The 13428-nt window shown below is 73.9% G+C and carries 13 protein-coding genes and 2 pseudogenes; 8 read left to right on the top strand and 7 right to left on the bottom strand.

Annotated elements, in window-relative coordinates; all coding sequences use genetic code 11:
* The first annotated feature begins 98 nt into the window (after window positions 1-98).
* From GHR20_RS32975 to GHR20_RS32965, 3 genes are all read left to right on the top strand, one after another.
* Window positions 99-929 (top strand): aldo/keto reductase, encoded by an 831-nt coding sequence (locus GHR20_RS32975; RefSeq protein ID WP_153815264.1) that lies wholly within the window; start codon window positions 99-101, stop codon window positions 927-929.
* A 58-nt stretch (window positions 930-987) separates the two neighbouring features.
* On the top strand, window positions 988-1623 hold the full coding sequence (locus GHR20_RS32970; protein ID WP_153815263.1) for a DNA polymerase ligase N-terminal domain-containing protein: 636 nt from the start codon (window positions 988-990) through the stop codon (window positions 1621-1623).
* A gap of 88 nt (window positions 1624-1711) precedes the next feature.
* Window positions 1712-2149: a cupin domain-containing protein gene (locus GHR20_RS32965; RefSeq protein ID WP_111582606.1), complete on the top strand. Its 438-nt coding sequence runs from the start codon at window positions 1712-1714 to the stop codon at window positions 2147-2149.
* 7 nt (window positions 2150-2156) lie between these two features.
* Here GHR20_RS32965 and GHR20_RS32960 read toward each other — a convergent pair whose 3' ends face one another.
* From GHR20_RS32960 to GHR20_RS32950, 3 genes and pseudogenes are all read right to left on the bottom strand, one after another.
* Window positions 2157-4505, bottom strand: a complete 2349-nt coding sequence (locus GHR20_RS32960) for a SpoIIE family protein phosphatase (RefSeq protein WP_153815262.1) — start codon at window positions 4503-4505, stop codon at window positions 2157-2159.
* Between the two features lie 57 nt (window positions 4506-4562).
* Window positions 4563-5030: a peroxiredoxin gene (locus GHR20_RS32955; RefSeq protein ID WP_111582604.1), complete on the bottom strand. Its 468-nt coding sequence runs from the start codon at window positions 5028-5030 to the stop codon at window positions 4563-4565.
* 164 nt (window positions 5031-5194) lie between these two features.
* Window positions 5195-5512 (bottom strand): annotated as a pseudogene (locus tag GHR20_RS32950) (MarR family transcriptional regulator); the annotation flags it as partial.
* A gap of 251 nt (window positions 5513-5763) precedes the next feature.
* Here GHR20_RS32950 and GHR20_RS32945 point away from each other — a divergent pair.
* The 4 genes from GHR20_RS32945 (at window position 5764) to hemC (ending at window position 9151) form a co-directional block, all read left to right on the top strand.
* On the top strand, window positions 5764-6144 hold the full coding sequence (locus GHR20_RS32945; protein WP_111582601.1) for an SH3 domain-containing protein: 381 nt from the start codon (window positions 5764-5766) through the stop codon (window positions 6142-6144).
* A gap of 191 nt (window positions 6145-6335) precedes the next feature.
* Window positions 6336-7115 (top strand): XRE family transcriptional regulator, encoded by a 780-nt coding sequence (locus GHR20_RS32940; protein WP_153815260.1) that lies wholly within the window; start codon window positions 6336-6338, stop codon window positions 7113-7115.
* 119 nt (window positions 7116-7234) lie between these two features.
* Complete coding sequence (locus GHR20_RS32935; protein ID WP_148026297.1) at window positions 7235-8191, top strand: ATP-dependent DNA ligase; 957 nt, start codon at window positions 7235-7237, stop codon at window positions 8189-8191.
* A gap of 18 nt (window positions 8192-8209) precedes the next feature.
* Window positions 8210-9151: a hydroxymethylbilane synthase gene (hemC, locus tag GHR20_RS32930; RefSeq protein WP_181516145.1), complete on the top strand. Its 942-nt coding sequence runs from the start codon at window positions 8210-8212 to the stop codon at window positions 9149-9151.
* A 25-nt stretch (window positions 9152-9176) separates the two neighbouring features.
* On the opposite strand, the gene GHR20_RS32925 is transcribed toward hemC, so the two are convergent.
* From GHR20_RS32925 to GHR20_RS32910, 4 genes and pseudogenes are all read right to left on the bottom strand, one after another.
* Window positions 9177-9701, bottom strand: coding sequence for a hypothetical protein (locus tag GHR20_RS32925; protein ID WP_111582598.1), 525 nt, complete (start codon window positions 9699-9701; stop codon window positions 9177-9179).
* A 182-nt stretch (window positions 9702-9883) separates the two neighbouring features.
* Window positions 9884-10678 carry an ABC transporter permease gene (locus tag GHR20_RS32920; RefSeq protein WP_153816230.1) on the bottom strand — a complete coding sequence of 265 codons (795 nt, stop codon included), beginning with the start codon at window positions 10676-10678 and terminating at the stop codon, window positions 9884-9886.
* Between the two features lie 25 nt (window positions 10679-10703).
* Window positions 10704-11594, bottom strand: coding sequence for an ATP-binding cassette domain-containing protein (locus GHR20_RS32915; RefSeq protein WP_153815259.1), 891 nt, complete (start codon window positions 11592-11594; stop codon window positions 10704-10706).
* Between the two features lie 158 nt (window positions 11595-11752).
* Window positions 11753-12208 (bottom strand): annotated as a pseudogene (locus GHR20_RS32910) (MarR family transcriptional regulator); the annotation flags it as partial.
* A 305-nt stretch (window positions 12209-12513) separates the two neighbouring features.
* On the opposite strand from GHR20_RS32910, the gene GHR20_RS32905 reads away from it, so the two are divergent.
* Complete coding sequence (locus GHR20_RS32905) at window positions 12514-13320, top strand: RNA polymerase sigma factor SigF (RefSeq protein WP_111582596.1); 807 nt, start codon at window positions 12514-12516, stop codon at window positions 13318-13320.
* Window positions 13321-13428 lie beyond the last annotated feature (108 nt).

Below are 13428 nucleotides of genomic sequence, written 5' to 3'. Positions count from 1 at the left end.
CGTGCCGTCCGCCGGCCTCGTCGCGCCCGTCCGGTTGATCACCACTCACCCTATCCGTGAGGCTGGGGGCACGACACTGTCGAGCGGAAGGTCTCCCCGTGAACCGCATACCGGCGCACACGCTCAACGACGGAACGACGATCCCCGCCCTCGGCCTCGGCACCTGGCCGCTGGACGACACCGCGGCCGAGCGGGCCGTACGCGAGGCGCTCGGCCTCGGCTACCGGCTGGTGGACACCGCGGTGAACTACCGCAACGAGACCGGTGTGGGCCGGGCCCTCGCGGACGCCGGGGTGCCCCGCGAGGAGCTGGTGGTGACGACCAAGCTCCCGGGCCGCCACCACGGCTACCAGGAGACCCTGGCCTCCTTCGAGGAGTCCCGGCGGCGGCTCGGCGTGGAGTACGTGGACCTGTATCTGATCCACTGGCCCAACCCCCGCGTCGGCAAGTACGCCGACTCCTGGAAGGCGATGATCAAGCTCCGGGAGGACGGTCTGGTCCGCTCGATCGGCGTCTCCAACTTCACCCCGGAGCACATCGTGCGCCTGGAGAAGGAGACCGGGGTGCTGCCCTCGGTGAACCAGATCGAGCTGCACCCGCTGTTCCCGCAGGAGGAGCTGCGCGCTTTCCACGCCGACCAAAGCATCCTCACCGAGAGCTGGAGCCCGCTGGGCCGGGGCGGTCATCTGCTGGGCGATCCCCGGGTCGGCCAGATCGCCGACGAACACGGGGTGAGCCCCGGCCAGGTGCTGCTGCGCTGGCACGTCCAGCTGGGCGCGCTGCCCATCCCGAAGTCCGCCGACCCCTCTCGGCAGCGCGCCAACCTGGACGTCTTCGGCTTCGAACTGGACTCGGACCAGATGGCGGCGATCGCCCGGCACGCCCCGACCCGGCTCGGCGGGGACCCGGAGACGCACGAGGAGTTCTGAGACCGGTACGAGCGGGGTACCCGGGCCCGGTGGGGCAGGCGCACGGAAGGAGCCGCACGTGGCAGCGGAGGACCGGCTGCGGACCTACCGCGGCAGGCGCGCCTTCGAGCGGACCCGGGAACCCTCCGGCGAAGGCCGGGACCCCGCGGCCGGACGGGAGGCCGGGGACCGGGACGGCGGGCGGCCCCGGTTCGTGGTGCAGATCCACGACGCGCGCCGGATGCACTTCGACTTCCGGCTCCAGGTGGACGACGTCCTGAAGTCCTGGTCCGTGCCGAGGGGCCCGTCCGCCGACCCCGGCGACAAGCGGCTCGCGGTGCCGACGGAGGACCATCCTCTGGCGTACGAGGACTTCGAGGGCGTGATCCCGCAGGGCGAGTACGGCGGCGGCACGGTGATCGTGTGGGACCGGGGCACGTACGAGCCGCTGAGCCACGACCGGCAGGGGCGGCCGGTGGACTTCGCCGAGTCGCTGGCGCGCGGGCATGCCACGTTCCGGCTGCACGGCGCCAAGCTGCGCGGCGAGTACGCCCTGACCCGCTTCCGGGGCCGGGACGGGGAGGACGCCTGGCTGCTGGTGCGCAAGGGCGCGGCGCGCCGGGCCGGGCACGGGTCCCCCGATCCCCGGCGGGCCCGTTCGGTGACCACCGGGCGAACCCTCGCCCAGGTCGCGGCGGACGGCGGTACGCGATGACGATCCGGATTCCCCGGTTCCGGGCCCAACAGGTGTGCGAGGAGCCTATGTTCGCGCCGACATCCTTCGCAGCCCTGGAGACATCCCCATGCGCACAGCAACGCGCGGCGCCGCCCTGATCGGCGCCATGACCGCCGTCACCGTACTGACCGGCCAGAGCGCGGGAGCGACCCCGGCGGGCCCCGGGGTGACGGCCCGCACGCTCAGTGAACGGACCGTCGGCAGCACCGACTACACCCTGCGGGAGATCACCGTCCCGCCCGGCCAGAGCACCGGCTGGCACTACCACGACGGCCCGCTGTACGGCGTGGTGCGCCAGGGCACGCTGAGCCACTTCGACTCCTCCTGCGCCCCCGACGGGGTGTACCGGGCGGGCGCGCCGATACAGGAGCCGGCCGGGCCGGGGAACGTGCACCTGGGCCGCAACCTCGGGGACGTTCCGGTGGTGCTCGACGTGATGTACGCGCTGCCGCACGGCTCCCCCTTCTCCGAGGACGCGCCGAACCCGGGCTGCGCCTTCCAGTAGGGCCCCGTCAGGCGTCGGGGAGCGGCTGTTCGGCCCAGATGGTCTTGCCCGCGGCCGTGTGCCTGCTCCCCCAGCGCCGGGTGAGCTGCGCGACCAGCAGCAGCCCCCGGCCGCCCTCGTCGTAGGCGTGCGCCCGGCGCAGGTGCGGGGAGGTGGAACTGGTGTCGGAGACCTCGCAGATGAGGGCGCGGTCGCGGATCAGCCGCAGCTGGATGGGGGGTTCGCCGTAGCGGATGGCGTTGGTGACGAGTTCGCTGACGACGAGTTCGGTGATGAACGCGGTCTCCTCCAGCCCCCAGGCGGCCAGTTGCTCGCCCGCGGCCTGCCGGACGACGGCGACCTGCGCGGGGTGGGCGGGCACGTCCCAGGTGGCGACCCGGTCGGCGCCGAGGGCGCGGGTGCGTACCAGCAGCAGGGCCACGTCGTCGCCGGGCTGGTCGGGCAGTACGGCCTTGAGGACGCCGTCGGCGAGGGCGTCGAGGGAGTCGGCGGACGCCCCGACGGCGCGGCGCAGTTCGTCGTCGGCGCCGTCCGGGTGGCCGGCGCGGTGGGCGACCAGGCCGTCGGTGAACAGGGCCACGACGGAGCCCTCGGGCAGCTCCAGTTCGGTCGCCTCGAAGGGCAGTCCGCCGATGCCGAGGGGCGGCCCGGCCGTCATGGGCACGAGTTCGGCGCCGTCGCCGCCGGGCAGGACGAGGAACGGGGCCGGATGGCCGGCGCCGGCGAGCGTGAGCCGGCGCGAGACGGGGTCGTAGACGGCGTACACGCAGGTGGCGCCGATCTCGGCGACCTCCTCGCGGCCGTTCTCGGCGGCCAGGTGGGTCACCAGGTCGTCGAGGTGGGTGAGGAGTTCGTCGGGCGGCAGATCGACGTCGGCAAGGGTGCGCACGGCGGTGCGCAGCCGGCCCATGGTGGCCGAGGAGCTGATGCCGTGGCCCACCACGTCGCCGACGACCAGCCCGACCCGGCCCCCGGAGAGCGGGATGACGTCGAACCAGTCGCCGCCGATCCCGGCCTGCGAACCGCACGGCAGATAGCGGTGGGCCACGTCGAGCGCGGCCTGCCCGGGCAGTCCGCTCGGCAGCAGGCTGTGCTGGAGGGCGAGCGCGGTGCTGCGTTCGCGGGCGAAGCGGCGGGCGTTGTCGATGCAGACGGCGGCGCGGCTGGCCAGTTCCTCGGCGAAGACGGCGTCGTCGGGGCCGTAGTCCTCGGGATGGGCGAGCCGCACGCAGACCGCGACGCCGAGGGTGGTGCCGCGGGCGCGCAGCGGTACGGCGATCATGGAGTGGACGCCCTCCCGGAAGCGCGCGCCCCGGGGCGCGCGCTCGTTGCGGTCCGCGAGCCAGGCCCGGAATCCCGGCTCGCCCGCCTGGCTGAGGATCGCGTGGCCCTCGCGCAGCGCGCGGGCCGGCGGTGCGGGGGGCCGGTAGATCTGGGTCTCGCCGACCCGTACCGCGAGGCCGGGGGTGCCGGGCCGGGTGGATCGGTGGGCGACGCGGCGCAGCTCGGTGTCGTCCGCGGCGGCCATCGGGGGTTCGTCGGCGCCGAGCACCCAGTCGAGCAGGTCGACGGTCGCGAAGTCGGCGTAGCGCGGGACGAGGATCTCGAGCAGTTCCTCGGCGGTGCGCACCACGTCGAGGGTGGTGCCGATATGGGTGGCGGCCTCGTTGAGCAGGGCGAGCCGGCGTCGGGCCCAGTACTGCTCGTTGTTGTCGTAGGCGGCCAGGGCGACGGCGGTCTGGGTGCCGGAGGCGTCGCGCAGCGGCCACATCTCCAGGCTCCAGAAGTGCTCCCGGTTCAGCGCGGGCGCGGCGGCGAAGCTCTCGTAGCGCACCGGCAGGCCGGTCTCGGCGACCTCTCGTAGATGGCGCAGAAAGCCCCGGCTGGACTCGGTGTCGGCGACGGTGTCGGAGAAGAACCTGCCGGTCAGCCCCTCCTCGGGGACGCCGATGACCTTGCAGGCGGCGTCGTTGAGGCGCAGATAGCGCTGCTGGAGGTCGAAGACGGACATCGACATGGACGCCTGCTCGAATGCCTGTGCGGCGAGTGCGGCGCCGGGGGGTTCGGCCGTGACGGCATAGCCCGCGGGCCGTCCGCCGCCGTCGAGGGGGCAGGCGGTGACGGCGAGGTCGAGGCGGTGGCCGTCGCGGTGGCGCAGGGCGACGGTGCCGTGCCACGCCCCCGTCTCCGTCCATGCGGCGAGGGCGTCCCCGGGGAGTTGTGCGGCGAGCAGATCCGCCGCGGGGTGGCCCACGACCTCCTCGGCCGGGTGGCCCGTGAGCAGTCGCGCACCCTCGCTCCACCCGGTCACACGGCCCCGGGTGTCGATGATCGCCATGGCGGCGACACGGTCCATAAGGCCCAGAATGATCCGATTGTCGCGGCTCCTCAAGCGCGGGAGCCGCGAGCGGGGTCAGGCCCGGTGGGCGCGCAGGGCGGCGAGGGCCTTGTCCGCGTGGGTGTTCATGCGCAGCTCGCTACGGACGATCTCCAGTACGGTGCGGTCCTCGGCGATCACGAAGGTGACGCGCTTGGTGGGGGCGAGGGTGAAACCGCGCTTGACCCCGAACCGCTCGCGGACCGTGCCGTCGGCGTCGGACAGGAGCGGCATGCCGAGCGTGTGCCGTCCGGCGAACTCCCGCTGCTTGTCGACGTCGTCGCCGCTGATGCCGACGGGCCGGGCGCCGAGCGCCGCGAACTCGGCGGCGAGGTCCCTGAAGTGGCATGCCTCGGCGGTGCAGCCCGGGGTGAGGGCGGCGGGGTAGAAGAAGAGGACCACGGGCCCGTCGGCGAGCAGTTCGCCGAGGCTGCGCACGGTCCCGGACTCGTCGGGGAGGGAGAAGTCCTCCGCCTTGTCGCCGACCTCGACGCGCTCGCTCATGACCGGTTCCTCCTCTGGTGGCCTGCCGCCGGATATTACGGGACGGTAGAGCGCGGGGCGCCCCGTTCACGCGATTACTTCGCCGCCGGCCCGGCTCGCGTCCCGGTACCCGTCCGGGCCGAGTACGCGAGGAAGTCGTCGACGGCCCGCGCCGGTGAACCGGACCGCTGGGCACGCCCGTCGTCCGGGCCGGGCGTCCGGGTGACACACCCCGCCCGCCGGAGCCGCCGCACGGTCCGGGTCACAGGCGACACCTCCGCCCCGAGGTAGTGCGCCACCTCCCCCGGCCGCAGCGGCTCGCGGTCCGCGATCCGCCGCAGCAGCGCCGCGGCGGCCCGGTCCAGCGGTACGCCGGTCAGGGCCCGCAGCCGGTCGTGGTGCCGGGCGCGGGTGCCGAGGCAGGTGATGCGGGTGAGGAGCCGCTCGGTCTCGGCGACCTCCGGGAAGGCCGCGTCCGGGCCGGACGGCGAGGGCGCGGGCATGCCCACGCGTCTACGCAGCCGGTGTCCGGCTCGGCCTTTTCGTCCCGGTGGCGCGCACGGCACGGACCGAGTCGCTCCGGTACGCCCTCCCGGCCGCCGTGCCGCCCCCGAGACCAGGCCCCGACGCCCGTCCCCGGGACGTCCCACGCCGTCCCACGGGACGCGGAAACGGCATGGCGACGGGTGCGCACGGCAAGGCTGGGCGGCGTGATCACGGTTCGTGGTCACGAGATCGACAGCCGGAGGTTTCCATGATCCGTCGGGCCCTCAAGAGCGTTCTGCCGGCCGCGGCCGCGGTGCTCGCCCTGCTCCCCGCGACGGCCGGCGCCGCCGCGGCGAGCACCGTCACCGCGCACCCGGTGACCGCCGTCGCCGCCCAGCACCCCGTCCGCACCCACCCGTACCCCACCGGCCTGGTCGCCACCCGGGGCATCCGGCTCAACGTCCGCTCCGGCCCGGGCACCGGCTACCGGGTGATCGGCAGCCGGCACACCGACCGGCTCATCACGGTCAGCTGCCGGACGTACGGCTCCCGGGTGCACGGCAACCACGTCTGGTACCGGCTCCCGCAGCACCGGGGTTACGTCTCCGCCCACTACGTGACCACCGGCCGGTACGTCCCCTGGTGCTGACGGGCGTCCGCCGCACCACCCACTGACCGCCGAGGGCCTGTCCGGGAGCCGCGTCCCGGACAGGCCCTCGGCATGCGGGCGCTTGACCCGGCCCATACCTCGTCCGGTGTTGCAGCGGCCGTCCGGCAGGGAAACCATCCCGGCATCAGGGGCGAAACGCCCATAGGGGAATGGGAGTCGAGGAACGCACGATGCGGCACCCCCAAGGATCGACCGCGCCGGACGAGTCGCTGCTGGTGAGACTGCGCGAACTGAAGGACCGTACGGGGCTGAGCCTCGCGGCGCTGGCCGCGCGCACCCCCTACAGCAAGTCCGCCTGGCACCGCTATCTTTCGGGCGGCAAGCGGCCGCCGCGGCCCGCGGTGGAGGCCCTGTGCCGGCTGGCCGACGCCGACGCCGCGGCCGTCCTCGCGCTGTGGGAGGCGGCCGAGGAGCCCGCCGCCCCGAAACCGCCCGAGAAGCCCCCCGGCGGCCGCCGCTCGCCCTGGCTCCCGCTGTGGGTCCCGGCGTCGGTGCTCGCGCTGTGCGGCGCGGCCGCGGCGGTGGCCGCGGCCGTGGCGCTGTCCGGGCGCCCGGGGTCCGCGCCGGTGGCCCAGCCCCTGAGCGAGATGCCGCGCTGTCACGGGACCTCCTGCCAGGGCGAGTTGCCCGACGCCTCGGTGTGCGCCCGGGACGCGCAGACCAGGAGCAGGGTCGCCGACCACGCCTATGCCGTACGGCTGCGCTACTCGCCGTCCTGCGGCACCGCCTGGTCGGAGGTGCGGGTGCGCGGCCGGCTGGCCCGGGAGGTGTCCGTGCGCGCGGGCGAGGACATCCTCTCCGCGAGCTATCCGGCCGATGATGCGACCGGCGTCAACAGCCCGATGCTGTCGGTGGGTTCGCCCCGGGGCGTGGAGGCGTGTGCCGAGGTGGGCGGGAAGGTGGCGTGCACCGGCCTGGACGCGGACGGGCCGCCGGCACCCGTGGACTGACGCGGCGGCCCGGCGGGGCACCCCGTTCAGGGGAACCGGGGGCCGAAGGCGCGTGACGGGGCCGGGATCGGTCGACACCTTCTGCCGTGACCGCCACAGCCCTGCCGTTCCTCGCGCCGATGCTCGCCACCCCCGGCTCGCTGCCGCCCGCCGCGCAGGACGCGCGCTGGGCCTACGAGACCAAGCAGGACGGGCAGCGGGTGATGGTCTATCTGCCCGGGGACGGCACCCTGGTGCTGCGCGCCCGTTCGGGCGAGGTGATCACCGGGGCGTATCCCGAACTGGCGCCGCTCGGCGCCGCGCTGGGCGCCGCCCCCGCGATCCTCGACGGGGAGGTGCTGGCCCTGGACCCGGACGGCCGGGCCGACTTCCAGCTGCTCCAGAGCCGGATGGGCCTCGCCCACGCGCCCGCCCGGGCGGCGCGCCGGTCCGCGCAGGTGCCGGTGCACCTGGTGCTGTTCGACGTGCCGTACCTGGGCGAGCCGCTGCTGCGGGAGCCGTACGTACGGCGCCGGGCCCGGCTGACGGAACTCGGCCTGTCCGGGCCGTACTGGTCGACGCCCGGCGCGGTGACCGGGCACGGCAGGCAGGCGCTCGCGGCCACCCGGGAGCACGGCCTGGAGGGCCTGGTCTGCAAGCGGCTCGACTCGGGGTACGAGCCCGGAGTGCGGTCGCGCGCCTGGATCAAGATCCGCAACCTGCGCGCCGAGGACGTGATCGTGGGCGGCTGGCTGCCCGGCAAGGGGCGGCTGACCGGGCTGCCCGGCGCGGTGCTGGTGGGCCAGCGGGACACGGCCGGCCGGCTGCGGTACGTCGGCGGGGTGGGCACCGGCTGGAGCGAGGCGGAGCGGACCCGGCTGGCGGAGCTGCTCGCGGACGCGGCGAGCGGGCGCTGCCCCTTCGAGCCGGTGCCCCGCGTCCCGGGCGCGCGCTGGGTGCTGCCCCGGCTGGTCGGCGAGGTCGGCTACAGCACCCGCACCCGGTCCGGGCTGCTGCGTCAGCCGTCCTGGCTAAGGCTGCGTCCCGATCTTTCCCCGCAGGAGTCGGCGGCGGACCTGCCCCGGGACCCGGCATGAGGCAGGGGGGTCTATCGTGTGCGCATGCCGGTTCCCGAACTGATCCGAATCGTCTCCCGTGACTCGCCCATGGCTCTGGCCCAAGTGGAGCGGGTCCGCGCCGAGTTGGCCGCCCTGCATCCGGGTGTGCGCACCGAGGTCGTCCCCGTGAAGACCACCGGCGACAAGTGGCTCGGCGATCTGGCCCAGGTCGAGGGCAAGGGGGCGTTCACCAAGGAGGTGGACGCGGCCCTGCTGGCCGGGGCGGCGGATCTCGCGGTGCACTGCGTGAAGGACGTGCCGGCCGACCGGCCGCTGCCCGCCGGGACGGTGTTCGCCGCGTTCCTGAAGCGGGACGACATCCGCGACGCGCTGGTGCACCCGGGTGGCCTGACCCTGGACGAGCTGCCGGCCGGCACCCGGATCGGCACCTCCGCGGTGCGCAAGATCGCCCAACTGGCCGCCACCCACCCGCATCTGGAGTGCGTGCCGTTCCGCGGCAACGCCAACCGCAGGCTCCGGAAGCTGGCCGACGGCGAGGCGGACGCGCTGCTGCTCGCGGTGGCCGGTCTGGAGCGCATCGGGCGCACCGATGTGATCAGCGAGGTGCTGTCCCCGGAGACGATGATGCCGCCGATCGGCGCGGGCATCCTCGCCCTGCAGTGCCGGGAGGGCGACACCGAGCTGATCGACGCGGTCAGCGGGCTCGGCGACCCGGACACCCACCGGGAGGCGACGGCCGAGCGGATGTTCCTGCATGTGCTCCAGGGCCACTGCAACAGCCCGATCTCCGGGTACGCGCGAGTGGACGCCGGCGGTGAACTCTCCCTGCGGGCCTGTGTGTTCACCCCGGACGGCAAGACCCGGCTGAACGCCCACGAATGGGCGGGCCGGCTCGACCCGGCCACGCTCGGCACCTCGGTCGCGGTGGCGCTGCTGCGGCAGGGCGCGCGGGAGATCATCGACGGCATCCCGCACTGAGCGGGACCGGGGGGGCGGCCGGAGCTCAGGCGGTGCCGGGCTCCGTCTGCTCCTTGAGGAAGGCGCTGACCTGGTGGGCCAGGTCGCCCTGGGCGGAGCCCACGGGGGCGGCCTGCGCGGTCGGTTCCTGGACACCGGTGCCGCCGGCCCACAGCCGGCGCTCGGTCCACTCCTCTTCCACCCGCAGCTGCACCTGGATGTCCACCTGGGTGAGCGCGGCCTCGGGGGCGGCGGCGTAGAGGACGGCGGTGGCCCGGCGCAGCGGGTAGACGTCGAAGCCCTCGATGAACTGCGAGTTGCGCCAGTCGATGAACGCGCCCTCGCCGTCCGGTCCGACCCGGACGTCGAGCTGGCCGTCCTCCAGGTGGACGCCGAAGTGCCGCGTGCCGCGGTTCTCGATCGTCACCCGGACACTGAAGTACGTCAGACCGGCCGCGGCGTCGTCGCGTCCGCGCGGGGGTTCGGCTGCCTCCAGGCGGTGGACGCGGACCCGCAGACCGGCATGCTCCTCGTACTCCTGCCAGTCACCGACCACGTTCGGCTCGTACACAGTGCCCCTCTCGACCCCGAGTGTCTATCTGTGGGCTCAGCGCACTGTCAAATGAGCGGAATGCGCCGTGGCCAGGGGGTTCGCCCGCTTTGATCGTTGATCAAGCGCTGCCCAGGAAGAATCCCCCCGCGTGCGTCTCGGGCGGGCCACGGCGCGTGCCGCACATCACGTTCCCGGCAAGATCACCGGGCCAGCCGGCCGAGCAGCGAGGAGGCCGCCGTGATGCCGAGCGCGGCGGCGATCGCCAGCACCCCGAAGTCGGCGCCGAGATGCGCGGGCGTGCCGAGCAGCAGCCCGCGCAGCGCGTCGACTTGGTAGCTCAGCGGGTTGACCTTGCTGACGGCCTGGAGCCAGCCCGGCATCACGGAGACGGGGTACAGGGCGTTGGAGCCGAAGAAGAGCGGCATGGTGATCGCCTGCCCGAATCCCATCAGCCGGTCGCGGCTGAGCACGATGCCCGCGATGGTCATCGAGAGGCAGGAGAAGAACACCGAGGCGAGGATCACCGCGAGGGCGACGCCGAGCAGCTTCAGCGGGTTCCAGGTGAGGGCGACACCGAGCAGGGCGGCGATGACGATCACCACGATGGCCTGCACCAGTGACTTCACCCCGGCCGCGAACGCCTTGCCGGTGATCAGCGCCGAGCGCGGGGTCGGGGTGACGAGCAGTTTGTTCAGGATGCCCGCGTCCCGCTCCCAGATGATCTGGATGCCGTAGAAGATCGCGATGAACATGGCGGACTGGGCGATGATGCCGGGTGCCATGTAGTCGATGTACGGGATGCCGCCGGTGGGGATCGCCCGGATGCGGGTGAAGGTCTGACCGAAGATCAGCAGCCACAGGGCGGGCTGGACGGCGCGGGTGTACAGCTCGGTGCGGTCGTGGCGCAGCTTCTGGAGTTCCACGGTGCACATGGCGAGCACCCGGGCGGGCAGCAGCCGCCAGCCGGCGCGCGGCACCGGAGGGGTGAGCAGCAGCGCGGTGTCCTTGCCGAGGGTCTGGTCAGCCGACGCGGCGTGCGGTGCGGCGGGTGCTTCGGACTTCACGGAAACCTCCTCCGGTGTTGTCGTCGAGGCCACTGCCGGCGACGTCGCGGAAGACGTCCTCCAGCGTGGGCAGGGCGTCGGTGCCCTTGCGTTCGGCGAGGCCCCGGCGCAGCTCCTCGGGGGTGCCGAGGGCGCGGATACGGCCGCGGTGCATCAGGCCGACCCGGTCGCAGTACTGGTCGGCCTCGTCCATGTAGTGGGTGGTGACGAGGACGGTCATGCCGGTCGCCTCGCGTACGGCGTTGATGTGCTCCCACACGCCGGTGCGGGCGATGGGGTCGAGGCCGATGGTCGGCTCGTCCAGGATCAGCAGCCGGGGGGCGCTGACCAGGGCCTGGGCGAGTTCGAGGCGGCGGATCATGCCGCCGGAGTAGGTGCCGGCGAGCCGTCCGGCGGCCTCGGAGAGATCGACGGCGGAGAGCGCCAGGTCGACCCGCGCGGCACGCTCCCGGCGCGGCACATCGAACACCCGGGCGAACAGGGCGACGTTCTCGCGTCCGGTGAGCCCGCCGTCGGCGGAGAGCTGCTGCGGGACGTAGCCGAGCATGCGGCGCACTCCCATGCGCTCCTTGGCGGCGTCGTGCCCGAAGACGCGGACCATGCCGGCGGGGACCGGCAGCAGGGTGGTGATGCAGCGGATGGCGGTGGTCTTGCCGGCGCCGTTCGGGCCGAGCAGCCCGAAGACCTCGCCCTCGCGGACGCCGAGGTCCAGGTCGTCGACGGCCTTGGTCTCGCCGAAGGAGTAGCCGAGCCCGGTGCAGCTGACGGCCTCGGCGCGGCCGGCGGCGCCCTCGGCCGTGGCGGCGGCCACCGGGGTGGCGGACGTGTCCGCCGGGTCGGTCGTCATGATGGCGTTCCCTCCGTCCGGATTCCCTCGGCAGCGGCTCCGGCGCCGGCCGGCGCGCTCACCCGCGCCGCGGCCCGCTCCGCCTCCGCCCGCTCCGCCCCCGCCCGCTCCTCGCCCGCCCGGTCGGCGGCGTCGGCGGCCAAGCCGGGCTCGCCGGTCTCGTCGGCCTCGCGCAGCAGCTCGGCGAGCCTGCCCAGGGCCGGGAGGGCCGCGCGCAGGGCGTCGCGGTCGGCCGCGTCGAGGCGGGCGAGACGGCCGCCGACCAGCTCGGCGCGGCGGCGGTGCCAGTCCTCAAGGCGTTTCTCGGCGGCCCCGGTCAGCCGCAGCCGCGCGGCCCGCCGGTCGGCCGGGTCGGTCTCCCGGACCAGGTAGGCGTCCCGCACGAGCTGGTTGACCAGCGTCGAGACGGAATTGCCGGCCAGGTGCAGCTCCTTGGCGGCCTCCGAGACACCGATCCCCGGGCGGGAGTGGATCAGCCGCAACAGTTCCACCTCGGCACCGCGCAGCCGGGGCCCGGTCAGGCCGCCGCGCAGCCGGCGCCGGATCAGCCGCTGGATGCCGACGAGCGCGTCGGTCAGCTCCGCCGGGAAGGTCTCGGGCGGCCCGGGCGGCACGTCGCCGCCGGGCCCGCGTATCGCTTCGTCTTCCACGTCTGAAGATTACCTCTGCTACAGAGGTATCACCCCTGGGACCACCCCAAGATGCGGTCAAAGCAATCACGGTATTTTTACGGCTATCGGGTGATTTGTTTTGTGATGTCCGTGAGCGGGAAAACGCACGTATGTGCTTCGGACAGGAGGCACTTTCCGTGGGAGCAGGCCCCGAGCGTGGTCTGACGCCCCCGAGTCCTTTCCCGTGACCGAGCGCGCGCCTCCCACGGTGTCTTGTCCAACCGGCACCGGCGAGAGAGGTGCGCGCGATGCGTGTCACTGGCACCAGCACCAAGCCCAGGTCCCACCCCCATCCCCATGACGACGCGCCCGACACGGGCGAGTCCTTCGCGCGGCTCGCCGAGCTGCCCGACGGCCCCGAGCGCCAGGCGCTGCGGGACGAGCTGGTGCGGCTGTGGCTGCCCATGGCCGAGCGGATCGCCGTGCGGTTCCGCGGCCGGGGGGAGTCCCTGGAGGATCTGTACCAGGTGGCCGCGCTGGGCCTGGTGAAGGCCGTCGACCACTACGACCCCGAGCGCGGCCGCGCCTTCGAGGCGTACGCGGTGCCCACCATCACCGGTGAGATCAAGCGGCACTTCCGGGACCACATGTGGACGCTGCACGTGCCCCGCCGGGTGCAGGATCTGCGCAACCGGGTCCGTACGGCCGTGAAGGAGCTGTCCCAGTCCACTCCGGGCCGGGCGCCCACGGTGGCCGAGATCGCCGAGTACACCCGGCTCGACGAGGACGAAGTGCGCGCCGGGATGGAGGCGCTGGAGTGCTTCTCCGCGCTGTCCCTGGACGCCGAGGTGGCAGGCACGGACGGCTACGCCCTCGGGGACTCGCTGGGCGGCCCGGACCCCGGGTACGACCTCGTGGTGGACCGGGCGGCCGTACGGCCCTGCCTCGCGGCGCTGCCGGAGCGCGAGCGCACCATCCTCTACCTGCGGTTCTTCCGGGGGATGACGCAGAACCGGATCGCCCAGCAGCTGGGGATCTCGCAGATGCATGTGTCGCGGCTGCTCAGCGGGTGCTTCGACCGGCTGCGGGAGGAGCTGCTGGCGGAGCCGCGGTGAGGTTCCGCTTCGCCGGTCCCGCTCCGGGACGACATGGCCTGTCCGCTCGCCGGCGGGGGTACTCGACAGGCGCCCCACCCGCTTCCGGTTGGACACTGGAGCCAGAGC

The sequence above is a fragment of the Streptomyces sp. SUK 48 genome (assembly GCF_009650765.1).
In the GTDB taxonomy this organism is placed as follows: domain Bacteria; phylum Actinomycetota; class Actinomycetes; order Streptomycetales; family Streptomycetaceae; genus Streptomyces.
The sequence above is the reverse complement of the archived record's forward strand: the minus strand, read 5'-3'. Positions and strand labels throughout refer to the sequence as shown.